25 protein-coding genes are annotated in these 24,897 nt (G+C 54.9%); 12 read left to right on the top strand and 13 right to left on the bottom strand.

The annotated features are described in order from the left end of the window. Positions 1–22: 22 nt before the first annotated feature. Entirely contained in the window at positions 23–1,477 is a 1,455-nt protein-coding gene (locus JMJ04_RS24570) for a sensor histidine kinase (protein ID WP_201373059.1), read from the bottom strand. Between the two features lie 430 nt (positions 1,478–1,907). On the opposite strand from JMJ04_RS24570, the gene JMJ04_RS24565 reads away from it, so the two are divergent. Continuing rightward, entirely contained in the window at positions 1,908–3,095 is a 1,188-nt protein-coding gene (locus tag JMJ04_RS24565; protein ID WP_201373058.1) for an acyltransferase family protein, read from the top strand. 306 nt (positions 3,096–3,401) lie between these two features. Beyond that, positions 3,402–4,418, top strand: a complete 1,017-nt coding sequence (locus JMJ04_RS24560; RefSeq protein ID WP_201373057.1) for an RNA polymerase subunit sigma-70 — start codon at positions 3,402–3,404, stop codon at positions 4,416–4,418. A gap of 156 nt (positions 4,419–4,574) precedes the next feature. Here JMJ04_RS24560 and JMJ04_RS24555 read toward each other — a convergent pair whose 3' ends face one another. The 4 genes from JMJ04_RS24555 to JMJ04_RS24540 all read right to left on the bottom strand — a co-directional run bounded on the left by JMJ04_RS24555 (position 4,575) and on the right by JMJ04_RS24540 (position 7,329). After that, positions 4,575–5,063 (bottom strand): DUF1579 domain-containing protein, encoded by a 489-nt coding sequence (locus JMJ04_RS24555; RefSeq protein ID WP_201373056.1) that lies wholly within the window; start codon positions 5,061–5,063, stop codon positions 4,575–4,577. A gap of 299 nt (positions 5,064–5,362) precedes the next feature. After that, complete coding sequence (locus JMJ04_RS24550) at positions 5,363–5,581, bottom strand: SDR family oxidoreductase (protein WP_201373055.1); 219 nt, start codon at positions 5,579–5,581, stop codon at positions 5,363–5,365. A gap of 12 nt (positions 5,582–5,593) precedes the next feature. Next, positions 5,594–6,142: a dihydrofolate reductase family protein gene (locus tag JMJ04_RS24545; protein WP_201373054.1), complete on the bottom strand. Its 549-nt coding sequence runs from the start codon at positions 6,140–6,142 to the stop codon at positions 5,594–5,596. Positions 6,143–6,522: 380 nt separating this feature from the next. Continuing rightward, the gene (locus tag JMJ04_RS24540) at positions 6,523–7,329 is read right to left on the bottom strand and encodes an RIO1 family regulatory kinase/ATPase domain-containing protein (protein WP_201373053.1); all 807 of its coding nucleotides are present in this window, start codon (positions 7,327–7,329) and stop codon (positions 6,523–6,525) included. A 698-nt stretch (positions 7,330–8,027) separates the two neighbouring features. Here JMJ04_RS24540 and JMJ04_RS24535 point away from each other — a divergent pair. The 3 genes from JMJ04_RS24535 to JMJ04_RS24525 all read left to right on the top strand — a co-directional run bounded on the left by JMJ04_RS24535 (position 8,028) and on the right by JMJ04_RS24525 (position 10,090). After that, the gene (locus JMJ04_RS24535) at positions 8,028–8,864 is read left to right on the top strand and encodes an alpha/beta fold hydrolase (RefSeq protein WP_201373052.1); all 837 of its coding nucleotides are present in this window, start codon (positions 8,028–8,030) and stop codon (positions 8,862–8,864) included. Between the two features lie 179 nt (positions 8,865–9,043). Then, positions 9,044–9,547 carry a DUF3291 domain-containing protein gene (locus JMJ04_RS24530; protein ID WP_201373051.1) on the top strand — a complete coding sequence of 168 codons (504 nt, stop codon included), beginning with the start codon at positions 9,044–9,046 and terminating at the stop codon, positions 9,545–9,547. A 66-nt stretch (positions 9,548–9,613) separates the two neighbouring features. Next, positions 9,614–10,090, top strand: coding sequence for a GNAT family N-acetyltransferase (locus JMJ04_RS24525; RefSeq protein WP_201373050.1), 477 nt, complete (start codon positions 9,614–9,616; stop codon positions 10,088–10,090). A gap of 19 nt (positions 10,091–10,109) precedes the next feature. Here JMJ04_RS24525 and JMJ04_RS24520 read toward each other — a convergent pair whose 3' ends face one another. Together JMJ04_RS24520 and JMJ04_RS24515 are read right to left on the bottom strand one after the other, a co-directional pair. Then, positions 10,110–11,771, bottom strand: a complete 1,662-nt coding sequence (locus tag JMJ04_RS24520) for a sensor histidine kinase (protein ID WP_201373049.1) — start codon at positions 11,769–11,771, stop codon at positions 10,110–10,112. Positions 11,772–11,959: 188 nt separating this feature from the next. Further along, positions 11,960–12,556 carry a nitroreductase family protein gene (locus JMJ04_RS24515; protein WP_201373048.1) on the bottom strand — a complete coding sequence of 199 codons (597 nt, stop codon included), beginning with the start codon at positions 12,554–12,556 and terminating at the stop codon, positions 11,960–11,962. 333 nt (positions 12,557–12,889) lie between these two features. Here JMJ04_RS24515 and JMJ04_RS24510 point away from each other — a divergent pair, with 333 nt between their 5' ends. Further along, a complete protein-coding gene (locus tag JMJ04_RS24510; RefSeq protein ID WP_201373047.1) occupies positions 12,890–13,714 on the top strand; it encodes a hypothetical protein in 825 nt (274 codons plus the stop codon). 181 nt (positions 13,715–13,895) lie between these two features. Here JMJ04_RS24510 and JMJ04_RS24505 read toward each other — a convergent pair whose 3' ends face one another. The 4 genes from JMJ04_RS24505 to JMJ04_RS24490 all read right to left on the bottom strand — a co-directional run bounded on the left by JMJ04_RS24505 (position 13,896) and on the right by JMJ04_RS24490 (position 17,713). After that, positions 13,896–15,059, bottom strand: a complete 1,164-nt coding sequence (locus tag JMJ04_RS24505; protein WP_201372703.1) for an RNA-guided endonuclease InsQ/TnpB family protein — start codon at positions 15,057–15,059, stop codon at positions 13,896–13,898. Beyond that, positions 15,037–15,669, bottom strand: a complete 633-nt coding sequence (locus JMJ04_RS24500; protein WP_201372702.1) for an IS607 family transposase — start codon at positions 15,667–15,669, stop codon at positions 15,037–15,039. The genes JMJ04_RS24505 and JMJ04_RS24500 overlap by 23 nt, the downstream gene beginning before the upstream one ends. Before the next feature lie 52 nt (positions 15,670–15,721). After that, the gene (locus tag JMJ04_RS24495) at positions 15,722–16,264 is read right to left on the bottom strand and encodes a dihydrofolate reductase family protein (RefSeq protein ID WP_201373046.1); all 543 of its coding nucleotides are present in this window, start codon (positions 16,262–16,264) and stop codon (positions 15,722–15,724) included. Between the two features lie 204 nt (positions 16,265–16,468). Then, entirely contained in the window at positions 16,469–17,713 is a 1,245-nt protein-coding gene (locus JMJ04_RS24490; RefSeq protein WP_201373045.1) for an ABC transporter substrate-binding protein, read from the bottom strand. Positions 17,714–17,922: 209 nt separating this feature from the next. Here JMJ04_RS24490 and JMJ04_RS24485 point away from each other — a divergent pair, with 209 nt between their 5' ends. Genes JMJ04_RS24485 through JMJ04_RS24465 form a run of 5 tightly spaced genes read left to right on the top strand, consistent with a single transcriptional unit; the run spans position 17,923 to position 22,320 of the window. Then, positions 17,923–18,840, top strand: coding sequence for a branched-chain amino acid ABC transporter permease (locus JMJ04_RS24485; RefSeq protein ID WP_201373044.1), 918 nt, complete (start codon positions 17,923–17,925; stop codon positions 18,838–18,840). A 26-nt stretch (positions 18,841–18,866) separates the two neighbouring features. Further along, on the top strand, positions 18,867–19,940 hold the full coding sequence (locus JMJ04_RS24480; protein ID WP_201373043.1) for a branched-chain amino acid ABC transporter permease: 1,074 nt from the start codon (positions 18,867–18,869) through the stop codon (positions 19,938–19,940). After that, positions 19,937–20,809, top strand: a complete 873-nt coding sequence (locus JMJ04_RS24475; RefSeq protein WP_201373042.1) for an ABC transporter ATP-binding protein — start codon at positions 19,937–19,939, stop codon at positions 20,807–20,809. Before JMJ04_RS24480 ends, JMJ04_RS24475 begins: the two co-directional genes overlap by 4 nt. After that, positions 20,803–21,510, top strand: a complete 708-nt coding sequence (locus tag JMJ04_RS24470) for an ABC transporter ATP-binding protein (protein WP_201373041.1) — start codon at positions 20,803–20,805, stop codon at positions 21,508–21,510. The genes JMJ04_RS24475 and JMJ04_RS24470 overlap by 7 nt, the downstream gene beginning before the upstream one ends. A 39-nt stretch (positions 21,511–21,549) precedes the next feature. Then, entirely contained in the window at positions 21,550–22,320 is a 771-nt protein-coding gene (locus JMJ04_RS24465) for a 3-hydroxybutyrate dehydrogenase (RefSeq protein WP_201373040.1), read from the top strand. A gap of 35 nt (positions 22,321–22,355) precedes the next feature. Here JMJ04_RS24465 and JMJ04_RS24460 read toward each other — a convergent pair whose 3' ends face one another. Together JMJ04_RS24460 and JMJ04_RS24455 are read right to left on the bottom strand one after the other, a co-directional pair. Beyond that, positions 22,356–23,444 (bottom strand): DUF4037 domain-containing protein, encoded by a 1,089-nt coding sequence (locus tag JMJ04_RS24460; RefSeq protein WP_201373039.1) that lies wholly within the window; start codon positions 23,442–23,444, stop codon positions 22,356–22,358. Between the two features lie 10 nt (positions 23,445–23,454). Continuing rightward, positions 23,455–23,997, bottom strand: a complete 543-nt coding sequence (locus tag JMJ04_RS24455) for a GNAT family N-acetyltransferase (RefSeq protein ID WP_201373038.1) — start codon at positions 23,995–23,997, stop codon at positions 23,455–23,457. 166 nt (positions 23,998–24,163) lie between these two features. On the opposite strand from JMJ04_RS24455, the gene JMJ04_RS24450 reads away from it, so the two are divergent. After that, complete coding sequence (locus tag JMJ04_RS24450; protein ID WP_201373037.1) at positions 24,164–24,574, top strand: RidA family protein; 411 nt, start codon at positions 24,164–24,166, stop codon at positions 24,572–24,574. The last annotated feature ends 323 nt before the right edge of the window (positions 24,575–24,897 follow it).

Here is a 24,897-nt window from a genome sequence, read left to right as displayed (position 1 = left end):
TGTTATCACCAGGTTGTTATTGCTAGATTGTTATCGTCTGGGCGAGCCGCAAATGAATATGGAAGCAACTTCCCTCTCCGTCCTGGCTCTCAACCGTTATCTTCCCTCCCATGGCGTCTACCAGGTCTTTGACAATCGAGAGGCCCAGGCCAAAGCCGCCTGAGGAGCGTGAGCGTGATGCATCCGTACGGTAGAAACGCTCGAAAATCTGCGTTAGTTGATCGGCTGGAATGCCCATCCCCGTATCCGCGACCGTGATAACCAGGTAATCGCTGTGCTCCTGGTGCGTCGAGATCGAGATAATGCCCCCATCGGGTGTATAGGTGATGGCATTGCGTACCAGGTTCATCAGGACCTGAGTGAGACGCTGGTGATCGGCCTGTACGCGTGGCAAGCTCTCAGGCAGCGAGCGGACCAGCGTAATCATACGCTCCTTGCGCGCCAGGGGGAGCAGCGCCTGGTAGACCTCCTCAATTATTTCGCCGGGTGGAACCGAGGCCATATTCAGGCGCAACTTATCGGCTTCCGTACGCGAGAGCGAGAGCAGGTCCTCAACCAGAGAGCTGAGGCGTACAGTTTCTCGATGCGCGATGCCCAGGTAATTACTCAACTCCTGGGGCTGGAGTACGAGGCCGTTCTCTTGCGCGCAGGCTTTAAGCAACACCTCCAGATGCGCGCGTATGCTGGCGACCGGCGTCCGTAGCTCATGCGAGACATTGACGATAAGTTGTTGGCGGCTCAACTCGGCACGCTCGGCTTTGGCCTGTTCACGTCTCACCTGTTCCTCTGCCTGGGCGACGCGCAGATCCTGGTTGTTCATGCCCAACAAGGCGCGCCCCAATTGCTGCCAGATCCAGACCATTCCCAGAAGAATATATCTGGGCAGCAGCACCAGGCCAAAGCCCGTAAACACGTAACGTACGAGATCCTTCATGCCATTAAGGTAGATTGGTCTCCGTCCGAGCCAGCGTATTACAAGCGGCGCGTTGCGGGCCACGAGTATCAAATAGAGTATGGGCGTGCAGAAGAAACCCAGGATGAACGTGATCAAGGCCAGTACCAGCATCAAGATCGGAACCTGGATAGCGAAGACAAAACTGAGTATCCCCAGGGGAAATTTGAGCAAGAGAAACGCCAGCGTCTTCCAGGTCATCTTATTGGTGAGACGCGCGCGGAGATACTGGAGCCAGTTCTGTTTGGGCTGCCGGGAGAGCGTAAGCGGCGAGATGTAGCAATTGAGCCAGCGCATAGCGAGGTAGCGCTCGAAGATGGCGAATTGCCAACTCAGATACAGCCCCAGAATGAGCATGGGAATGCCAATCCAGACAATGAATAAGCCCACGCTCAGGGCCAGGAAGACGACCAGGACAACGAAATACAGTATTCCTGACGGAAATGAGAGTAAAAGATAGGCAGCGGTGGGCCATATTTTTGCCTGGCCTCTATTGCTGCTTGAAAGGGTTTCCTGCGCTTGCATTGGACGACCTCGCTATACAGTGTGAAATTACGAGAATGTGTATAGCATAAGGCAAAGATGTTACAGAAGTATGTCTACAGCCCCTTCTTACCCCAATACATAATTGACACACTTTGGCCACAAATTTACTCCAGTTTGGCGATAACCCGTTCACATTTAACCTCTATTATTCCTCTCAACGCACACATTTCCAAAGTGGGGAGTGCACAGGGGGGCATCAGCCCCTCTGCCCAACGCACGCATCTCCAAAGTGGGGAGTGCAGAGGGGCGTCAGCCCCTCTGCGTCCCTTTCAACGCACACATTTCTAAAGTGGGGAGTGCAGAGGGGCGTCAGCCCCTCTGCACTCCCTTTCCTCTGCCGCCGCAGGCGGCATGAATACCTTTCAATGAAACCGAACAGCGCAGTAGTTGCAAAGAAAGATGTAATAGTATGAATACTGCACATAAAGAAGCACAGAAAACACAAAGACTCTACTATTTTGACTGGCTGAGAACGCTTGCATTCGTGTTCGTTGTCTTGATCCATTGTGTAGAGATGTTTCATGACCTCTACCAGGCCCGCAACGCGCCAGGATTACAGAATGATGCGCTCGCGGCCTTCCTGCCCGCGCTCACTCAATGGTGTATGGCCCTCTACTTTCTCCTGGCAGGGGCCAGTACCTGGTTCGCGCTAAAACGCAAATCGCCAGCCGAGTTTGTCAGAGAGCGCTTCTCCCGCCTTTTTATGCCACTTGCGTCGGGCTTCGTTCTGCTCTTCCCATTACAGGCCTATGTGACGATGGTAAGCAATAATAGTTATCAAGATTCTCTCTTTGCCTTCTATCCCTACTTCTTAAGCGAGATCCTGCTCAGGGGAAAGCTATACCTGATTATTCTCTATATTCACCATCTCTGGTTCCTGGCGTACCTCCTCGGCTTCTCGCTACTGACGCTTCCCCTGTGCCTCTTGCTACGGAGCGCTAGAGGGCAGACGTGGACCGCGTGCCTGGGCAACTGTCCTGGCGGCCTGTTAACTCTGGCCTTCCCTCTCCTGCTTCTGCGGCTGACCCTGCTTCCAGCCTTCCCTGAGTATTGTAGCCTCGCGGATGCCTCCTGCTGGCTGCTTACCTATATGTATGGTTATATGCTCTTTGCCAACTCCTCTATCCAGCAGATGCTGCGTCAGCAGGGACGCCAGGCGCTCGCACTGAGCATGCTCTGCTTCGGCACGCTCCTGGCCCTCTGGTGTATGGGACTCCTACGCGGCGAATTGCTGATACCTCGCTATACCCTGAACTCCATGCTCTACCAGGCGACCCAATGTATCGCCCTCTGGTCCAGCCTCATCGCCATGCTGGCGCTGGGAGGCATATATATGAACCGCACATGCCCTCTGCTCAAGTATAGCAGCAGCGCCTCATTCCACTGGTACCTGCTGCATTTTCCCATCGTTGTGATCAGCGCCTACTATATCCTACGCCTCCCTCTGCCAGCCTGGTGCGCCTTCAGCCTCATTGGAGCCAGCTCCTTCCTCGTCACCTTTCTCCTGGCGGACCTCATGGCCCTCCACAGGCAAGGCTTGCGGCAGGTATACAGCTCTTTGAGCTCGTTCCAGCTCGCAATCTCGCCCTCTGAGTAGATAGGCATAACCTTGAGTGCTCACGCCTGCGTAGCTCCAGGAAATCTGCCACGCTGCCAGGCACGTTCAGCGAATCGGCCTCTCTCATAATATGGCGTAGCATCGCAAAGAACGCTCTTGCCGTTTTCCACTTCCCTTCACGTGTCAGATTCCGCAACACGTTCGTCAAGATATTTGGAGAATGCGCCAAGAAATACCTGAAAAAGGTCGCATTTCTGGCCCATCTCAGGTATACTTCTTCTGGCGGCAACCCTGGTCCAGACCGGGACCAGATGGCCGCCAGACGAGAGGAAGAGAGAGACTGCAATGGAGGCGCCAACCCAAACCGCACTGGTGCTCGCCGCTCAGGCGGGCGATCAGAAGGCGTTCGAGGCGTTGATGAGTGCATACCGGCGCGAGCTGCTCGTGCATTGTTATCGGATGCTGGGCTCATTCCATGACGCCGAAGATCTGGTGCAAGAAACCCTGCTACGTGCCTGGGAGAAACGCACCACCCTCACGAGTCCGGCATCATACCGGGCCTGGTTGTACCGTATCGCCACCAATCTCTGCCTGGATCGGCTCAGGAGTGCTCCTCAACGATCTCTGCACCCGGTGAGTGACTCCAATAGTCCCTCCCCGAAACGAATACGGGAGCCAATCTGGCTGGAACCGTTCCCCGATGACCTGCTCGCCGATCAACACAGCGATCCCGAAGATCGAGCGGAGAGGAACGAACGGACCACCCTGGCTTTTCTGGTGGCGCTACAACACTTAACGCCAGCGCAGCGGGCTATTCTGCTCTTGCGCGAGGTGTTGGAATGGCCCGCCAGCGAGGTAGCCGAATGGCTCAACCTCTCGGTCGCTGCCGTCAATTCTGGTCTGCAGCGGGCCCGACGCGCGTTGCAGGAGCACAACAGCCCCTCAGAGAAAGAGACTGCTCTCCCACTCTCTCAATTGCAATCGCTGCTGGACCGCTATGTGACGTGCTGGGAGCAGGCGGACATCCCTGGATTCGTGGCGCTGCTGCGAGAGGATGCCTGGTTCACCATGCCGCCGCTTCCTCTCTGGTTCCAGGGACCAGTGGCTATCGTCACAGAACTCTCGACAAGGATCCGTGTTCCTGGCAGGCACTGGCGCCTGCTTCCGACGCGCGCCAATGGCAGTCCGGCTTTTGGTCTCTATCGGCAGGAGGCCCAGTCCGACAGCTATCAGCTCTTTGGTCTGATGGTGCTGGGTGTGGTGGAAGGGCAGATCGCAAACATGGTCTCGTTCCTGGAATTGTCCAGCTTCTCGTCCTTTGCCCTGCCGCCCACCCTTCCATATGTGAGAGAGCATATCTAGCCCAGGGAGTGCCAGGTATTATGCTCTCTCACGTATGACGAGAGTACCTGGCGCTTCTTTCACCCCAGAAGAAGACACTGCAAGAGGGCGCAAACAGAATCTTTGCAGGCTTCAGGGATTCGACTACCTTGGAGCGTATTCCAAGTATGTGTGAGCTTAGGCTTTGCGGGTGTGTTCGGCAATCCAGTTGGTATCCCAGGTTGCGCCGCCGTCGAAGGAAAAAGCCTGCTGCCAGCGCGCAGTGTTCTCGGTGATGTTATCCCACAGAAAGCGCACACGCATGGGAAAGCCATCGAACGTCTCCATCTCCTGGTAGAAGAGACCGATGCCATCAGTAAACTTGCCTACTACGGCGCTCAGATCTGGCGGGTTGCGATTATCCAGCCACATGATCGACCAGAGTTGGGTCGCTTCGTCGAACGAGCGCAGGCCCAAGCCCTTGCGTACCTCGCCATCGGGCAATGTGCCCTCAAAATGGTCGATGTTGGCCCGGCCATCGAGGTAGGGTATGCAGGTAACGGTGGAGATAAATTCTTGCCAGACGCCCTCCTGATTACGGTAGAGTGCGTTAGTTCTCCGCTTATTCTGCGTAATCCATGAGCCGTAGAAAAAATCGAAGTCGTGTAAACCGGCGCGCTGATCCATGTTTTTCACTCCTCTATATGAGTTCATCACCCGTTGGTGAACTCATATAGAGTATATGCTCCTATGTGGACAATATTGGTCCTCATTAAGTTGACTTGGAGTCATAACATTTTTCCAATTCTGGTATGGAAAAATGTTATGACTCCAATGTTGCAAGCGAGCATGCACGCCGCCAAGGCCACGACAAACAGCAAGAGGCCAGCGACGAACATGAGCCAACGCCCGAAGGAGCTGGGGTCGACCGCGATGGTAACTCGCAAAATCAGGTTCAACAGACCTGGACCGCAGCTTTTTAGCCGCTAGTCATCCGAGCCACCCGTAGTTAAATTGACAGTAGTTCCTGTCATTCTGCTCGCCTTATCGGACGCCATGAAGACCGCGATGTTTGCCATCTCCTTGAGCGTCATGATCCGTTGCGGGTGGGCCGTGCTGGCGAGGCACCCTTGGACCTGTTCCCAGTTTATGCCCGATGCCGCCTTGACGTCGGAAACCTCCTTCATCGTGCGTGTCTCCGGCATGCCGTGTGGTCCCTACCTCCCTTCAGATGGTAGTTCATAGGTGAGCGTGACAATGCCTGTCGAGAAGCTCTTGGCCGCAACAAATTTCAAGGTGGTGTTTAGACCCTCTCGCAAGAACTGCCTCCCGTGACCCAGAACCAGCGGATGGACAGAGAGATCCAGCCCATCGAGCAAGTGGTGCTTGAGCAGCGTTTCACCAAGAAGACCATGACCAAAGATGAGCAGATTGCTTCCTTCCTGCTGCTTGAGCCGACTCACCTCTGCCACCACATCGCCTCGAACCAGGGTCGAGTTGTTCCATGAGGCTGTTTCCAAAGTCGAGGAAAACACATACTTTGGGATCGTATTGAGCCTCTCTGCCCACGGGTGGGGGCTTCTGGGCCATATCTTTGCCCAACTCTCGTAGGTACTACGCCCCATTAAGATGGCGTCACCGGAGAGCAGAAGGCCCAATCCGTCCCTCAGATACGTCTCGTCCTGGTACGCAAAAAACTTCGAGAAGTCTGTTTCTGCGAAAACGCCGTCTACTGAGATCAGGGTAGATTCGATAAGTTTGCGCATAAGTTGATGTCCTTTCGACATTCGCTACCTTCACCCAGGCACCTCGCGCCTGGGTGAAGATGATGGTTCACTATGAGATCGATCACTTTTCACTTATAGGACGGCGAGTTGATCCAAAACTCATCGCAGATGATCAGCAAATTTGGAGAAAGAGGGCGGGAGCCGCGTCGATACATTAAAAAGGCGAAAGAAGAGCAGAGGATCTTCCTCTGATTGAGGTATTCTTTGGAGATCTAGGCAGGGCGCTTGTTGAAGAAGACAAAAAGAAAAGGACCACATTTTTGTGGCCCTTCGCAAAATCAAATTTATTAAGTACAATCAAGTATACCTGGAAATGTGCGAAAAGTCAAGGCTAATTACGAACCAAAAATCACGCCAGATTACAGTCGCGAGTTCTTGAACTGGTGCCAGAGGCGGTTCGCAAGCTCGGTAGAATCCCGGTGCAGGCCATAGCGCCCGATGTATTTGCAGATATTGTCGATATCGCGTAGTAGCAGGTTGTAGGCGTGTGAGTTGAAGCGGGGATCGACCGCCTGGGGAAAGTCGATGATGGTCACCTTGCCCTGCCAGTACAGGATGTTATAGGCCGAGAGGTCACCATGCACGACATTATGCTTGAGCCAGAGCTGGATGTTGTCCATCAGGTTGGCGAAGGTGGGATAGACCTCGTCGGGGGCCAGTTGTACACCCTGGAGGGCGGGCGCGGGCTGCTGCGGCTCTCCCAGGTATTCCATCAGGATCGCGTTGCTGTTATGGGCGATGGGCCTGGGAATCGTGGCTCCGGCTTTATATAGCCCGGTGAGCATCGTGAACTCGTGCGCGATCCACATACTGAACTGGGCCTCGCGTCCCGCGTCCGACTTATTCTTCATGGCGCGCTTGATACGCTGGTCGCCGACGTAGCGTCCCTCCTGGTAGACCGAATCATTCTTAAAGCCGCGATTATTGCGTGAGCGGTAGACCTTGGCCGCGATATAGGGAACATCCTGAGAGGGATGGGCGCGACAGCAATAGACGGTCGCCTCCTTGCCACTTTTCACAACGTGCAGGATCTCGCTAATCAGGCCATCGGCGAAGAAAGAGTCGAGCGATGCCTGAATGGGGTCCGCCGCCTCCTGGTCCTGCTCTTGTAAGGCTTCTAGTTCTTCCTGCTCTTCGAGTGCACGTAACAATTTTCGCTTAGACAATGGTTACTCCTTATATATGTAGACAGATGTTGTTTGTGGTTGTCGTAGTTGTTTAGAAAGTTGTGCATGTGTCACCTCTTATTTCAGAGCGGATATGTGCTCCAGAACAACGAAAAGAGGCCATGAGCATCACGCTCATGGCCTCTTTTCACACAATAAAAAAGACCAACCTTCACGAGGTGGCCTGTCAGTTTATGGTCTTATCTTTGCCCTGGCTTATGGATGCCAGCTAGCAGCAATGGCCCTCTCGGAGACGTGATGCAGTTGATACGACATGATTTCTTTGCGCATCATGGCACGCTCCTTTCAATGTTTGAGCCACCTGGGCTCAGGGCCTTTTTCCTATCTACTAGAGGCTAGGATACCAGATACTCAGCCTTCTTGTCAAGCGAAATTTCGCGCCAGGGTGTGGCTCATGGACTCGTTTGGTGAGAAGAAATGGAACCAGATCGGCCTGGGAACAGCGAAGGGCTATGCTGAATCCTCTCCATGCTCTCGAAGGTGTGCAAGGGCTTGGTGCGCTCTTGCATACGCAATCCGTATCACCAAACGAGTCCATGAGCCAGGGTGTGCTTCACATTTCTCGGCTTAATTATTAAAATCGCATTAGCAGCGCTGTCGGATTTTTTGTTGCCTGAGCCATATTTGTGCTATGCTAAAAGCCAGAAGATCGTTAGAGGGAAAGCGAGGAGCAACCTATGAGCGAGGAGCACGGACGCGTAGGCTTTGCCACGCTGAATGGCACACGTTTCTCCTATGAGATCGCGGGCACGGGCCAGCCAGTCGTCTTCCTGCACGATGGCATCACCGATAAAAGCATGTGGAGCGAGCAGTTTGCTAGTTTTGCCGCCACCTACCAGGCCGTACGCTATGACCTGCGCGGCTTTGGCGAGACTTTACTGGTGGAAGGCACGTATGCGCACTACCAGGACCTCCATGCCTTGTTGGACTACCTGCATATTGAGTCCGCACACCTGGTAGGCTGCTCCATGGGAGGATGCACCATCCTGGATTTTGCCCTGGCCTATCCCCAGCGTGTGCGCTCCCTGACCGTGGTAGCCAGTACTCCCAATGGCTATGAATATCACATAGAGGATGCCTCCGCGCAAACCCTATTGGAGGAGCACGTGGCCGCGGTACGCGCCGGAAATATCAAGCGCGCCGCCGATCTTGAGACGCGCTACTGGCTCGTTGGTGTGCAACGCCGGGTCGACCACCTCCCGCCTGCCCTCATCCAGCGCGTCGAAGCCATGAACCGTGTCGCCATGGCTAATAAAGTCGCCTTCTTCAACCGCGTATCCGAACAGGAGCTACAGCCGCCCGCCGTGGAACGCCTGGAAGATATCCGTGTCCCAACCCTGATTATTGTAGGAGATCTCGATGACCGCAACATTCTCGCCGGCTCCCACTATATGACGACCCATATCCAGCGTGCGCGCAAAGCCACGATCAGCGGCACCGCTCACTTCCCCAACATGGAACAACCAGCCGAGTTCAACCGTCTCGTCTTGGCCTTCCTCCGCGCCCAGGTCTGACAACATGTACAATCCTTTTCTAAATTCCTTAATATAACCGGTCGAGCGTAAGCCATCGTGCTAAAGCTGGTCAATAATGAAAATATGTGCTTCTCAAGAGGCTATACAGGCATTGTTGTATACTATTGCTATGTATAAATATCTCTAGGAATAAAAAATCAAGTGTGAAGGAGTCGTACATGTATCACCTGGCCCAGGTCAATATCGCGCGTATGCGCGCCCCCCTGAGCGATCCCCTGATGGCAGAATTCGTTGCCCAGCTTGATCCGATTAATGCCCTGGCAGATCATAGCCCTGGTTTTATCTGGCGTTTGCAGTCTGAGGAGGGCGACGCCACCGCCATTCGCCCCTTTGATGATAATGCAATCCTGGTCAATCTCTCGGTCTGGGCCTCGCTCCCGGCGCTTGCGGATTATGTTTATAACAGCGCGCATCGCCAGGTCTTACAGCAGCGCCGGCAATGGTTTGAGCGCTTCGAAGGCGTATACACCACGCTCTGGTGGGTGCCAGAAGGACATATGCCGTCAGTCACAGAGGCGAAGGCGCGCCTGGAGCACCTGCAAGCTCACGGCCCCACAGCCTTTGCCTTTGCCTTCAAACAGCCCTTTCCCGCCCCGAAGGAACGCAGGTTACTCCAGATCCCGTTCTCGATGAGTGCCCTGCTTAGCAATTTGCTTTTTTAATCAGTAAGAGCGCCAGTGATGCAGAAAGTATCACCCGCACTCTGCCAGTGAAAGAGAGAAGCGATTTTGAGCGAAACTATCAGGAAGGCTAGCGCTGACGATGTGCCACGTATGCTTGACCTGGCTGAACAGAGGCGCCAGGAGTATGCACACTATCAGCCTGTCTTTTGGAAACCTGCCACGGATGCGCGCGAGAAGCAGAGTGCCTGGTTCGCGCAGCTAGTTCGGCGTGAAAATATCGTTACGCTGGTTTATGAGCGAGACGGAGAGGTCATTGGCTTCGTAATCGCAAATTTTGTACCCTCGCCGCCTGTCTACGATGTACCCGGCCTGACGTGTAATGTCGATGATTTTTGTGTCGCAACGCACGAAGACTGGCTGCATTACGGGCGAAAATTACTGGAGGCCGTTATGGAGGAGGCAAAGCAGCGAGGCGCGGCCCAGATCGTCGTTGTCTGCGCCCACCTTGACCACGCCAAACGCTCCATGCTAAGCGACGCGGGCCTGACTATCGCCTCCGAGTGGTATACCACCCCTCTGTAGGATGCATGCTAGCATGGACTCAATCGCCTTGCTGAATTATGGGCAGCGTGAACCAGAAAGTCGAACCCGTGCTGCGCTGGCTTGTGACTCCAATGTCCCCATTATGCTTGCTGATGATGGTCTGGCAGATGTAGAGGCCCAGGCCCAGGCCGGGGCGTTGCCCATGCTGGATCTTCTTGCCTGGAGTCTGATAGAAGCGCTCCCAGATACGCTGCTGCTCATAGGATGTCAGGCCTGGCCCCTCGTCCTGAACCGAGATACGCACAAACTCATGCTCTATCTCCAGGCGCACCTCGATAGGCTTATTATCATCTGAGTATTTGTGTGCGTTAGTGAGATAGTTATTGAGTACCTGCCCTATCCGGTCTGCGTCGGCAATGATTGGCAGCGTGTCGACCTCGGGTAGCGTAAGATTAAAGGGCCGCTCGGTGTTGACAGCTCGTTGATCGGTGACTACCTCTCGTACGACCTTGACCAGGTCGCAGACATCAAAATGCAGCTCTAAATTATTGGCAGTGATACGTGAGACATCGAGCAGATCGCTTATCAGGCGCGTCTGAATCTGTACCTGGTGCTCTATCCGCTCAAGCAGGTCATCGATTCGGGTTATCTTCTCCGCCTCGCTAACGTTTGGATCGGCCAGGCGTTGTAGGCCGCGCCGCGCAAGCTGTACATATGCTTTGATTGAGGTAAGAGGTGTTCGTAACTCATGGCCCGCCATGCCAATGAAATCATCTTTCTGCTGCTCGGCCTCTTTACGCTGGGTGATATCCTGGACTGCGCCGTAGACGCGCACGACCTCGCCCGTTTCCGGATCGAGTATAGGGCGGCAGTAGTCACGTAGCCAGAGTATCTCACCCTGCCTGGTTGTGATGCGCCACTCGCGCACATCGGATAGGCCCGCAAGCACGGTTCGCAGGCGTTCCTCAACCTGTTCTTTATCATCTGGATGGATGAACTGCTCCCAGCCACGTTCGTCGAACTCCTCGGGTTCAAAACCCGTCAAAGCCATAAAGGCGCTGGTCGTCCACTCTCGCTCAATCGTCCCATCGGGGCGGAAGTGGTAGGCATAGGCGTAGTCTGAAGTCAGTTCGGCAGTTGTACGAGCCTGTGCTTCGCGTTCGCGCAACATATCCTGTTCGATAACCAGTTTTTTTACAAAATCTTGTAATTGCAGGCGTGCCTCTTCTGTCTGTATCTGCTGCATTTGTGCTAGCACATCCCCCCTTTCTTGTAGCCTGGTTTCTCGCTCTAGCTCAGCCTGTTTCTGCTCAGTAATGTCGCGCAATGTAGCGACAATGGCTGCCAGGTTCGGTACATTGAGCCTGTTGACGTAGGTTTCTTCTAGCCAGCGCGTGGTTCCATCGGCCTGAGTGATGCTATACTGCGCCTTTGCCGATAGGCCTGGAGCAGTAGTAACCCGTTCAAAAGCCTTAGCTACTGCTTGCTTATCAATGTGAGAGAGGACATCATAGAGGCTAATAGATAGCGTGTTGGAGGAGGACAGGTTGAGTAGTTGTGCGGCGGTGGCATTCGTGTAGAGGACCTGCCCATGGAGATCGAGAAGCCTGATGCCCTCTGAACTAAATTCGACAAGCGTACGAAAGCGTTGTTCTACGCTACGCATTTTTTCAGAGTGCGCTTCCCTGCTTTTCCCCGTAAATGTGCGGCGAATGAACATCTGACTTTTCCTTTCTCCTTTCTGAATGATATGCCCAACGCATCCCTTTAAAAGCACAGCTTTTTATCTATAATATACTGTATTTTGCTCTGCTATGGCTAGCACAATATCCATATTTCCCGGGCTTTTCAATTCTAGATAGAAGATGGCAGGTGGGCATCTGCCCACCCGCCATCTTCTATCTAATTTTACCAACCCTCGTGATGAATGAAGTCCGTGGTTGCCTTGCGACCGCGTTTGAGCGAGGGTGAGAGACGGTCCTGTGCCGGGTGCCCAACGGGAATCACGCCAACAGGGGTGACCTCAGACGGAATACCCAGTAACTCGCGGAAGCGCGCAAAGTTATGCGCGGGCACGCCCGCGAAGGCCGCTGCCAGCCCCTCATCAACAACTGCTAGCAGCAGTAGCATGACCGAGCAGCCAATATCCATGTGCCAGTAGGGGACGGGCCAGGCGATCTCCTCGCCATCCTCATCGACCTTGTCGCTCTCCTGGTAACGACTATGATAGGCCGCCTCGCTTGTGCAAGGAATGACCAGCACGGGTGCCTCAGAAATAAAAGAATGGAAGCCAGAGGAGACATATTCCTGCTCGTCGCACAACTCGGCGATGGCATTCTTCATCTCCTCGCGCGTCACGACGATAAAGGACTGCCCCTGAGTAAAGCCCGCGCTGGGAGCACGTTGAGCCAGGGCCAGCAGGCGCTCAACAGTTTCGGGCGCGACCGGCTCAGAGGTAAAGTGGCGTACCATGCGGCGTTTGCGTACGACATCGGAAAATTCCATAAAATATGTGTGTCCTTTCGTGGTGCTAAGCTAGCGGGCAATAATGTAGAAGTGTATAGCGGCTATAGCCGGGGGTGAGAATGGTAATAACCACATCCAGATATTTAAATTATATCAATGTATGTCAATCAAGAAGTCTATCCTCGGCGTCCAATATGCATCAGGTGGAAGTATCATTCACCCTTTCTCCGCGTTTGAGCCAACTTTGTGCATTTTGCACTGATATATGACGTATAATCTATACATTATCAAAAGCTTTATATATGCCTTAAGTATTCTATGCTGGCCGCCAGGCGTAATTTCTGAAGCGTATAGAGAAGAGAAGGAACTCATATGCACATTGGGAAATTCTATTTGCCGAAAAAGATCCTCTTCTGGCTTGTTCTATTAAGCATCTTTGCCACATCCGCCACGGTTGTGGCGGCCTCACCCGCCCAGGAGCGCGTCGCGAGCATCAGGTCAAATGGGGTCGAGCTAACTTTACATGTCCCCAATGAACCAATCTTCTTAAGTGAATTACTACCTGTCGATGTGTCCCTCACTAATGAGAATTCCCAACCTGTCACACTCATGGGTGACATCAACTCTACATTGTTCTGTAATGCAGCTGTAAAACTTTCTATAAAAGGTGGTGGCGAGCCACACTTTCAGCTTCCCCATGAACAAAATGGGGTTACTCATGGCTGTGCTGCCTTTGGGGAGGTCACGGTTCAGCCTCATCAGACTGTGACGACCCATTATTTTCTGCCCATGACCGCGAGCGGCGCTGTAACGCTCCAGGCGAGCGCATCGTTAGCCAGTAGAAGTGGGGATATTGTAAGCACAAACGATGCCTTTATCCATCACACTCCCACCCTGGCATTTAACGTCAGCCCGCAAATACCTGCTGAGCGGAGGTTATCCTTACGGCTCTCTGGCTCGCGCATCTTTGTTAGCGCGCCCGCCCCGGCGCGAGCACACCTGTATTATCAAGCGTTTGGCGAATGCCAGTATGGAGATGGTAGCTCGATCCATCGAAGCCTTGAATGGATAACTCTCCCTGACCTCGCTTTGAACGTGCCAGACTGCGCTCGCGATACCTCTAGAACTGTTACTGGCCAGGACTGGGGTGTATCAGTTGGCTCTCCTGGCTATGCCATTGCCACCTTGAACAAATAAAATCCTACGACATACAAAAAGGCCTGGGGCAAATGCCCCGGGCCTTTTTGTATGTCGTATTGCTGCTACGGTATTCTGCTCCGATTAATGTAGGAAAACATATGCAAGCACCGCTCTCCTACACCTTTCGTTGTTGCTGCTTCCTCCGTAGGAGCCGCAAGACAACCTGTGCCTTTTGGTCTTACCCCGCGTCCACAGCCAAGTTTGCGTCTTCGTCCGAGCCAGTACCGGAGACGGCTTGATCTATCAGCCCAATCAAGCACAAGGCTTCATGCAGGATATTCAAAGCTGCATTGTAATCTCTATCCTGTTCAAATTGACAATACGCGCATTCGGCATTCTGACAGAGAAACACCCGATCTGACAATTGCATGTTTTCCCATTTCCAGCCGCAGCAGTGACACGTTTTGCTTGATGGAAAGAAGCGATCCACTTTGATCACCTGCCCGCCGCGCTGCTCCACTTTGCTTGTCAAAAGCGACAAGAGCTTGCCTAATGCCGCATCCGAGAAGGACCGAGCGAGCTTGCGATTCTTCAGCAAGCCCTTGAGATTGAGGTCCTCAATGCCGATGATCCCGTAACAGTTCGCGAGCCGGGTGGTCAGCTTGTGGAGCACGTCATCGCGCAAACAGGTCATCCGATAATGGAACCGTGCTACCTGCCTGCGTGCTTTCTCCCGATTCTTTGAGCTGAGTTTGCGGCGATGTAAGCGTTTGTTGGCCCGGCGCAGTTTCTTGAGGGCGGTCTTGAGGAAAGCTTGGTTCTCGATTTCCTCTCCTGTACTCAAGGTCGCCAGGTGGTTGAGACCCACATCAATGCCAATGGCAGCTTGCTTTTTCTCTGGAAGCACATTAGGCAGTTCGACCTGGATACTCACGAACCACCAGTCTGCCGTCTTCGTGATCCGTGCCCCTGTCACCTTGCCCTGAAAACGCACATTCTCGGCCATATTCACCCAACCGAGTTTGGGGATCCACATGCGATGATCGCCTACCTCGAATTGATCATTAGCAAGATAGAAACTCGGTTTACTGCGCTTTTTGCTTTTGAACTTCGGGCGGCGGGCACGGCCTTCAAAAAACGCTGTAAACGCCTTGCCTAAATCAAGAAACGGCTGATCCGAGGCGTTCTTGGTGACTTCCCAGGTCCAGGGGAAGTGCTCACGCCGGATGGAGTTGAATTGCTTCTTGAGCTTTAATGCTGTCGGCTTTTCTCCGGCCTCGTATTGCCGATTCCATTCAGCTAAGGCCCAGTTCCAAACGAACCGTGCGGTTCCAGCGGCTTTGGCAACGTAGATGGTCTGCTCAGGCGTGGGATGGAGTCTAATCTTGTGTGCCTTGATCATCCTTGATGTCCTTTCCCAGCGCCGCCGCTCGAATCAGATTTTTATGCGAGCGCAGACCATGGAGGCGGGCAGAGAAGACAGTCACAATGGCGATCAAATCCCGCACGAGTTCTTCTTCGGAGGAGAAGGTTTCACCGTTAATCACGGTAATGTCAGTTCCGTGCCGCTGGCAAAACTGCTCAAACCAGTCATAGCCAAAGCGCACAAAGCGATCCTGGTAGCCAATGATCAGCCGCTTGACCTGCCCTAACTCGATGAGTTCAATAATCTGATGAAAGCCCTTGCGCTTGTAGTTAAGCGCGGAGCCAATATCTTCGATCCACTGATCGACTTTGATGCCATGTTCCACGCAGTAGGCTCGCAACGCTTCTTTCTGAATGGTGAGATCCTTCTTCTGACCGGGAGATGACACACGGGCATACGCAATCACTAATCCCTGCTCAGACGAAATCAACCCGCGATACTGCAAGTATTGTTCATGCGTGTAGTAGCGCCGATTCGTCGGACTCCGGTACGCGGGCAAGATGCCTTTGCGATCCCATTTTTGCAGGGTATTGACGGATTTGCCAATCAGTTTCCCAAATTGTTTGGGTGAATACGTATGTTCCATGCATACAGTTTAATATATTATCCTAGCTTTTTCAATACTGTTGAAGGCTCTTTTAGGCGGGATAGTAGGAGAGAATAGTGACACCAGAGCTAAACGTCTTGACCTCACCCAGGCGCAGCGTCTTCTTGTCGATACCCTCCTGGAAGAGGCGCTTACCTTTGCCCACTACGACAGGGTAGAGCATGATCCGGTACTCATCAATGAGGTTATGTTGCGCGAGCGCGTTGACAAGGTCGGCGCTGCCTGAGAGCAGGATGTCCTGGCTCGTCTGCTCTTTGATTTTGGCTACCTCTTCGGCAATGTTCTCCCTGATCACAGTGGAATTATTCCAGGTGGCCTCTTTGAGGGTCGTGGAGATAACATACTTGGGGAGGCTGTTCATGCGGTCGGCGAAGCCTGCGTCATCCTTCATGGTGGGCCATGCTGCGGCGAAACCCTCGTAGGTCACACGACCCAGGAGTAGCGCATCACTGGCAAATAGTTCATCGAGCTTAAACTTCGCTGCCTCATCACTCCAGAACTGGAAGGACCATTCATTGGGCGCCTCCATGACGCCATCCAGGGTTACATACTCTGTCGCAACGATCTTTCCCATTGAATTTTCCTCTTTCTATTATGACCCTATCTGGGATTTTCTCGGGTTGTGCTAAATTATTCTCCCTCTACAGGGAAAAGCGGAAATCTTGTTGCTCCATGACTATTCTATTAGACAAAAAGGGAGGGTATGAGTTGCGGGTGTACATCCGCAACTCATACCCTCCCTTAATCCAGGACCGTCAGACGATGGTTGTATGAGCGATCAGGGCCAGATGGAGGAAGCCTTGATGAAGTCACTGACGGGCGCGAGCTGGCCATTCTTGATCTGCAAGAACATAAAGTCACTGACGCCGCTGTGGTGATCGGCGCTCCAGGTCAGCGAGGGACCAAAGCCGGTGTCATAGCCGCTGAACTGGCTATCGAGTGCCTTGCGCAGGCTATCGCGGGTCAGGTCTTTGCCAGCCTTTTGTAGCGCGTCTACAAAGATCTTGGCGTTGATGTAGCCATAGAACTTGTAGGCGCTGAAGACACTATCCCCGCTGGTGGCCTGCAAGTATTCCTGCCCAATCGGGGTGTTTGTGCTGGTATAGCCGCTGACGTAGATGCCTTCACCCGCCTTGCCCAGCACCTTCGCCCAGGAGTTATCGGCCATGGGATAGTTGGCGAGATAGCCCAGGGATGGACGGTAGCCCTGCTGCGCGGCGGCGGCAACAAACTTGGCGGTAGGCCCTGGCAGGCCGTTTAGTACGATGATATCAGGGTTGGCGGACTTCAGGGTCTGGATTGCCGCCGAGAAGTCAGTGTCGGTCGCCTTATAGCCGGTGGAGGCCACGAGCTGACCACCATACTTCTGCAAGGATTCGCCCAGGGTTGTCTTCTGTTGTAGACCCAGTACATCATCTTCGTAGAGCAGGGCCACCTTCTGGGCCTTAAGCGTCTTGGTGAGGTAGTAGCCCAGGACATGGCCCTCGTCGCCGTAGTTGGGCTGCGTCATCCACATCCAGGGCAGCGTCTTGCCCTGAGCATCGGTAAACTTGGAGCCGCCGCCAACCGGGTCCACCATGGGAATGCCCTTGGGGCCAAGATAGGCCGAGGCGACATTGGCGGCACCCGAACCGCAGACCTGGAAGATGCCAAAGACATTGTCCTGCTCAACTAGTTGGCGTACCGCGTCACGCGTCTTCGTTGTATCGCCGTTATCGCTGACCTGCACGAACTTGATCTTGCGCCCATTGATGCCGCCAGCCTTATTGATCTTGTCGAAATAGAGCTGGTCGCCCTGCAAAATAGGTTGACAGATGACCTTAATAGCGCCCGTGGTGTCGAGTACTCCGCCAATTGTAATCGTGTCGTTCGTCACTCCGGGAACGTTGCCGCTATCACCTGCCGCTGCGCTACTACCGCCGCACGCGGACAAAATCAGTAGAAGCATGGTTGCCAGCCCCAGAGTGGCGTACCATCTGCGCCTGCCCAGGTATGATGCTCTTTTTAAAAATAATTTGCCCATGTCGCCTGGTTTCCTCCTCTTTGATCTCCCCCACACTCTTTGTGGGATGCGCCTCAATATACTTGACGTCAGCCAGATAAAAAGATACATTACTATAAACATGACACTTGAGTCATGTATCATATAACAGATAAATGATAATTGTGTCAAGGGATGAAGTGGGTATAAAGGGATTGATTTGAGATTACTGTAAAAGGAGAACACCATCCATGCTTGCATTGGTCCAGGTTCTCATCTCCGGGCTGGTCACGGGCTGTCTGTATGGTCTGCTAGCCCTGGGCATCGTGCTTATTTATCGCACAACGGGCGTGCTCAATTTCGCCTATGGAGCCATCGCCTCGTTCTGCACCTGCTTTATGTATGCGCTTATGTCACTGGCGCACCTGAACTTCTGGCTGGCGGCCCTGCTGACCCTATTCGGCTCGCTGCTCTTTGGCGCGCTTCTGGAGCGAGGCTTTGCCCATCCTGTGTTGCGCGCTCCCATTTTTACCAAGGCCATCGCGACGCTGGCCCTGGCCCTGGTGCTGGAGACTGTGGCGCAGCTTATCTGGCCTCAGCTTACCTCTCCAGTGCGCTTCTCTACGCCTTTCGAGGGCCTGGCGCTCCATCCGGGTGGCCTCTACCTCTCGCTCATCGATCTGCTTGTGGTGGGGGTAACTGTTGTGCTCGTGCTCGCGCTAAACCTCTTTCTTACCCGTACTAGCCTGGGCATTGCTATGCGCGCGACCTCGGATAATCTCCCCACGGCGCGCCTGATGGGCATCCCCGTGGGCCTGATCTTCTTGTTAGTCTGGTCGCTCGCGGCCCTTATCGCGGCCCTGGCTGGCATATTACTGGCCAGCCGCCAGCAGTTGATCGAGGTGCGTTTTATGGACCCCATCCTGTTGCTGGCCTTTGTGGGCGCGGTCCTGGGAGGCCTGGAAAGCCTGCTGGGTGCCCTGCTGGGTGGTATCCTGGTGGGTGTCGTCGATAACCTGCTAACGCTGCTGCTCGCGGGCCACACGCTGGGGGCGCTGAATATTGGCGACCGGAGTATCGTTGAGATGCTCATTTTCGTGGCTTTTGTGCTGGTTCTCTTGCTACGGCCTCAAGGGCTACTTGGGCGCGCATTGTTGCGCAGGGTATAGCCGTTCCAATCAAGGAAGATTTTGCTATGGCAATGAAAAAGCGTGCTGAGGGCCGGTCTCCCGTGCTCTCGCCCGTCCCGACAGAGACAGCCGGGCGCTTCTCGGGACGCATGTGTGGCTGGATAGCCAGCGCCTGTCTCTTGCTATTTCTCCTGCTGCTCCCCACGCTCTATGATGGGTTCTTCGGCGGCAGTGCTAACTTTGAGCTGCATCGCGTGAGTCTGATTGGCATCTTTGTCATCGCGGCCCTGGCCCAGAATGTGCTGACGGGCTATGCCGCTCAGCCCTCACTGGGCAACGCGGCCTTCTTTGGCGTGGGGGCCTATATGCTGGCCTGGACGACCAATGATCTCAACTGTCCCTTCTGGCTGGGAATTCTTATAGCCATGATTGCATCGGCTATTCTGGGGGTAATCATTGGGGGGCCCGCGCTGCGTATCTCGGGTGCGCACCTCGCCGTGGCGACCCTGGGACTGGTGCTAATCACAGGCTCACTCCTCGATCTATGGGACAAGGCCGCGGGCCGCCAGAACTACGATCTCAATACGATCCCTCTCTGGCTAAGCGATGACCGCGCGCTCTATTTCCTGATTATGGCCGTGGTCGCGCTACTGCTCTTTTTGAGTTTCTACCTGCTGCGCTCGCGGGTGGGGCGGGCCTGGATTGCCATTCGCGACGACGAGGCCGCCGCCGAGGCCTTTGGAGTTAATATCACACGCTATAAACTCCTGGCCTTTGTCGTGAGCGCCGTGCTGACCGGACTGGCGGGCGCGCTCTATGCCACCTGGGCCACGACCGCCAGTTCTTCGATGTCCAGTTCGGACCAGACGATTGCCTTCCTGGCGATGATCGTAGTAGGCGGTCTGGGCTCGATCGTTGGTTCGGTGCTGGGCGCGCTCTTCGTCGGCTTCCTACCCCTGCTCCTGGGCCAGTTGCCCAATCCCCTGGTCATGGGCAGTATGCAGATCCAGGTTGCGACCTTGACCACGGGCATCTACGGCCTGCTCCTGCTGCTGGCCCTGATCTTCTTCCCCCACGGCTTGAGCGGCCTGGTAGAGCGTTTCCAGGGGAGGCGTGATACAAGAGGAGGACAGGCATGATGACTGCACAGAACACGCCTCTACTGGAGATTCGCGATTTGAGCGTGCGCTTTGGTGGCCTGCTCGCCCTCTCCGAATTTTCGCTGACGGTCGAGCAGGGAGAGATCTACGCCCTGGTCGGACCCAATGGCGCGGGCAAGACGACCGTGCTGAATTGTATCAGCGGCTTTGTCCGCCCCGTGGCTGGCTCGATCACCTTCGCGGGCACCTCGCTCTTGCCGCTGGGACGAGACCGCCGCATCCGCCTGGGCATCGGGCGCACCTTTCAGCAGCTACAACTCTTCGCCAGCATGACGGTTCTGGAGAACCTGCTGGTCGCGCAGCACTCCGCCATGCGCTCGGGTCTCTTTGAGGGAATATTGCCCTTTGGTCGCGCTCCGCGTGAGGATCGCAAGGCCCGTACGCGTGCTCGTGATACCCTGATTTTGCTCGGGTTGGAGGAGTACGCCGACACCAGGGTAAGCGTCCTCCCACATGGCATTCAGAAGCTTGTAGGGGTGGCGCGTGCGCTGGTGCTCCGTCCACGCTTGGTCTTGCTCGATGAGCCAGCCGCAGGCATCACGCATCAGGATGTTGAGGCCATGGCGCAAAATCTGCGTACCTGGCGTAAAGAGCTTGGCACGACCCTGCTCCTGATCGAGCATAACATGAGCCTGGTGCAGGCCGTGGCTGATCGCGTCTGCGTCCTTGATTATGGGCGCAAACTAGCAGAGGGTGAGGCGCACACCGTCCTCTCCGACGCTGCCGTGCTGGAGGCCTACCTGGGCCGCGAGGCGCTTGAGGAGCCAGAAGTTGTGCGCAGCGCTGTGCATGAAGCAACCAGTATCTCTGAGGATCAAGAGGCGCGAAGGGAGGATTCAACGTGTTAAAAGTAGAGCATGTAAGCGCTGGCTATGGCGCGGTGGATGTCCTACATGACGTCTCTTTCGTGGTGCCTGAGCGCGAGATTGTGACCATCCTCGGCGCCAATGGCGCGGGCAAGACCACACTCATGCGTGTGCTCACCGGACTGATCAAGACGCGCCAGGGGTCAATCACATTGCAGGGACAGCAGATCGAAAGCTGGAGTCCTGAGCGACGTGTGAAAAAAGGCCTGGCCCTTGTTCCCGAGGGACGTGAGCTCTTCCCCTCGCTTACCGTGTACGAGAATCTCTTGATGGGAGCCTTCACGCGTGCATCGCGCCAGGAGCGCGAGGAGACCCTGGAGCGCGTGCTCAAGTACTTTCCGCGCCTGAAAGAGCGCCTGCATGCCTATGCCGCCAGCCTCAGTGGCGGCGAGGGACAGATGGTCGCCATTGGACGTGCTCTCATGGCCCATCCACGTGTGCTCCTGCTCGACGAGCCTTCGCTTGGCCTGGCCCCAGTCGTCGTGGATACCGTCTTCGACGCCATCGCTCGCTTGAATGTCGACGAAGGATTGACTATCATACTGGTAGAGCAGAACGCTCGCCGCGCCCTGCGCATTGCACGCAAGGCCTACGTCCTTCGTGGAGGGACCATTGCCATGGAAGGCACAACGCGAGAACTAGCCTCCAGTGCCGCCATCCAGCAACTCTATCTTGGAGGCTAAGCAGACCTTACACATTAATTTTCAAAGGAGAAACAAGCTATGACAGGCTTAGAAGGAAAGGTTGCCCTGGTCACCGGTGCCGCATCAGGGATTGGCCTGGCAATTGCCCGCGCGCTCGCCGAACAGGGCGCGCGCGTTACATTGACTGATATTGATATAGAGCGTGGCGAGGCCGCAGCCGCGGAAATTCCCGGCGCGCGTTTCCTGGCCGCCGATATGTCGAAGAGCATCGAGATTGAGCGCCTCGTCGACGAGATTTTGAAGACCGAGGAGCATATCGATATCCTGGTCAATAACGCGGGCATTCAGCATGTCTCGCCCATCACCGAGTTCTCGGAGGAGAAGTGGCGCCTGATCATCGACATCATGCTCACCTCGCCCTTCCTCCTCACCAAAGCTGTGCTGCCCTCCATGTATGAGCGCAAATGGGGCCGTATCCTCAATATTGGCTCCGTACATTCGCTCAGGGCTTCTGCATACAAGTCTGCCTACGTAAGCGCCAAGCACGGTCTTCTAGGCCTGACGCGCGTCACCGCCCTGGAGGCGGCTGAGCATGGTGTGACTTGCAACGCCATCTGTCCCTCCTATGTGCGCACACCCCTCGTCGAGAAGCAGATCGCCGACCAGGCCCGCATCCACAACATCCCCGAAGAGGAGGTCGTCGAGAAGGTCATGGCCGCCGAGGGCGCGATCAAACGCCTGCTCGAACCCAGCGAGGTAGCCCAGCTCGCTCTCTTCCTCTGTAGCGACGCCGCCAGCGGTATCACCGGTAGTGCCCAGACCATCGACTGCGGCTGGACCGCCCACTAGAGCTAATGCCCGACGCGTGCTTTAGCAGCGTCGGGCTATTCGTATAGTCTGCGTAACCGCTCGTGTTCTATGCCTTCCATATCCGTGCTATCGCTCCACTGGCTCAGGCTTCCTATCAAGCGCCGCCCGGCGATACGCTGCACATCGGGATCGGTAATCTCTTCTCGCAGCGCCTGGGCGAATAGCTCGCCGTGGATAACCCGGAAGGGACGATCATAGAAGCTGGAGGCGACCTCGGGCAGGACCTTGCTTACGCTCAGCGCATTGTGCATGCGAGCCAGGACCTCGTAGGCGTCGGCGAGGGCATCCATGCGTTCCTGCCAACTCGCGGCCTGTTGCGCCCGCCAGAGCAAAGGGTAGACCTCCCCGGCACAGCGCAGCCGTTGAAAGCCCGTGCCAAACCACTTGGCATAGGGGGCGTACTGCCTTTCCATCAAGAAGCATAGATTCATCACATCGCGGACGAGGCGCGAGGCGATGAGCGCCGAACCTAGCTCGTCACCCATAAATCCGGCGCGGGGCATCAGGTGCTCCTCCTGCCCAATACGCTGCCAGCCAGAGGCCAGGAGATAGAGCCACACATCATGGGGATACCAGGCGAAGCGCTCGCGCAGCGTGGTAAGCTCGCCTATGTCATCGTGATACACCGCTCCCGCAACGATCTCTCCCAGTGAGTGCGCTGGAAAAGTTAGCCAGTCGGCGGCCTGCAAGGGTTGCGTGAGATCATAGCCAAGCTGAGCACGCCCAAAATCGCGTAGTGTCATCGTGAGCGCACGGTGCTGAATTGGGCCGACCAGGGGGCGCTTCAGGCCACGTAGGGGCGACCCGCTGACGTCTAGTGGCAGCGAGACTGGAAAGCCCGCGAAGGTGGCTGGTAGCCGTTGGCTCAGCATATCGCTAATGGCCTCGCTCAGCCCGGCATCCTCCTCGCGAACAAAGAGAAAGAGGCGTGGGCCCCAATCGTGATCCATTGACATCTCGCTGTCAAAACCCAGCACCTCGCTCCCCGGACCCATCAGGGCGGCGGCATACGCCATCTCGGGAAAAGTCTCTACGAGCAAGGGCCGCACGATCTCCTCATAGAAGCGGCGGCTCAACTCAACTCCCGGGATAAATATGGGCATGCGAACTCCTTCACAAAAGATCTAAGCGCCAGTCATTACAGCGCATAAAGTGGCCCTTTGGATACTCAAACTCGCATTCCTCGATCAGGGTGAAGCCCAGCTTGCGGCAGAGTGCGTTCGATGGCGGATTTTCCACAGAGGGGAAGGCGTGCAGAAAGCGGTGCTTGCCGTCCGCCTTTGCCATGGCAATTGCCAGGGCAGCGCCCTTTCCCGCGATGCCTTGGCCTTGGAAACCGGGAAGCACCGACCAGCCCATCTCATAGATCTCTTCGCCATTATGGCTACTGTCCCAGTAGCCGACCGATCCGACTGCCTCGCCCGTCTCCTGAAGCACAACCTTAAACATCCGCCCTTTGCCAGATTCAGTTAGTTTCTCATAGTTGGCCTGGCGCTTGACCAGCTTCTCATCGCTCTCAGGCCCACCGAGATGCTCCATCATCGCTGGATCGCCCAACAGCTTTTTCAACAGCGGCAGGTCACCCTCACCCCATGCTTCAATCCGCACACTGCTCTTATTGCCCATATCACTTCCTGACTTGCTATTTACAGACATTCTATTCTCCTTTTTGTATGAGTAATACAATTAGAAAATTGTGGGGTCTAAGCTAGCTTGGACTTTCTCTCGCTTGCTACGTTGTTTTAATATATCATTGAAACCTGTCAATACCTGTCAGGAATAATATAGTTCGCGCAACAAACCAGGGCAGAAAGGAAAAACCGTGAATAATCAGCCCGCAAACATACGCTTCGTTCAGCCCTCAACGCTTCCGCCAACGCCAGGCTATACCCAGATTGTCGAGGTCACGCGAGGGCGGACCATCTTTATCTCCGGCCAGATCGCCCTTAACCCATCCGGCGAGATCGTGGGCCTGAATGACTTCCATGCCCAGGCCCAGCAGGTCTTTGAAAACCTCAAGGCCGCGCTTGCCGCCGTTGAAGCCGACTTCACCAGCGTCGTCAAACTGAACATGTACGTTGTGGACATGTCTCAAATTCTCACTCTCCGCGAAGTACGCGACCGCTACATCAATACCCAGAACCCGCCCGCCATGACCCTGGTCGAGGTCCGCAGGCTGGCTCGCGAGGAATTCCTGCTCGAAATCGAAGCCATCGCCCACCTACCGGAGTAGCACAAACATATCCTTTATCCTTCTATGAGGAAATGTGCGACGGAGCCGCAAGTAAAGCACCCGCTTAAGAAGCGTCTTCGTCGCATATCCCCGGGAAACTTTGCCTATTTTTATTCAGCCTGGAGGGATTCCATGAACTTCTCTGTGTTTACCTCTTCATCCGCATTTTATGTCTGGATCAGTGCTTTTTTTGCTATATCTTTGATTGCATTAGGTTGGTTAACGCGCTGGCGAGCCACGACAAAAAAGCCCTGAGATGATGCAAGCATCAAAGGTTTTCGTCAAGAAGCGGAGCGCTGGCATGTTCCCGAAGCTGCGTTATC

The organism is Ktedonobacter robiniae, assembly GCF_016587375.1.
GTDB lineage: Bacteria > Chloroflexota > Ktedonobacteria > Ktedonobacterales > Ktedonobacteraceae > Ktedonobacter > Ktedonobacter robiniae.
The sequence above is the reverse complement of the archived record's forward strand: the minus strand, read 5'-3'. Positions and strand labels throughout refer to the sequence as shown.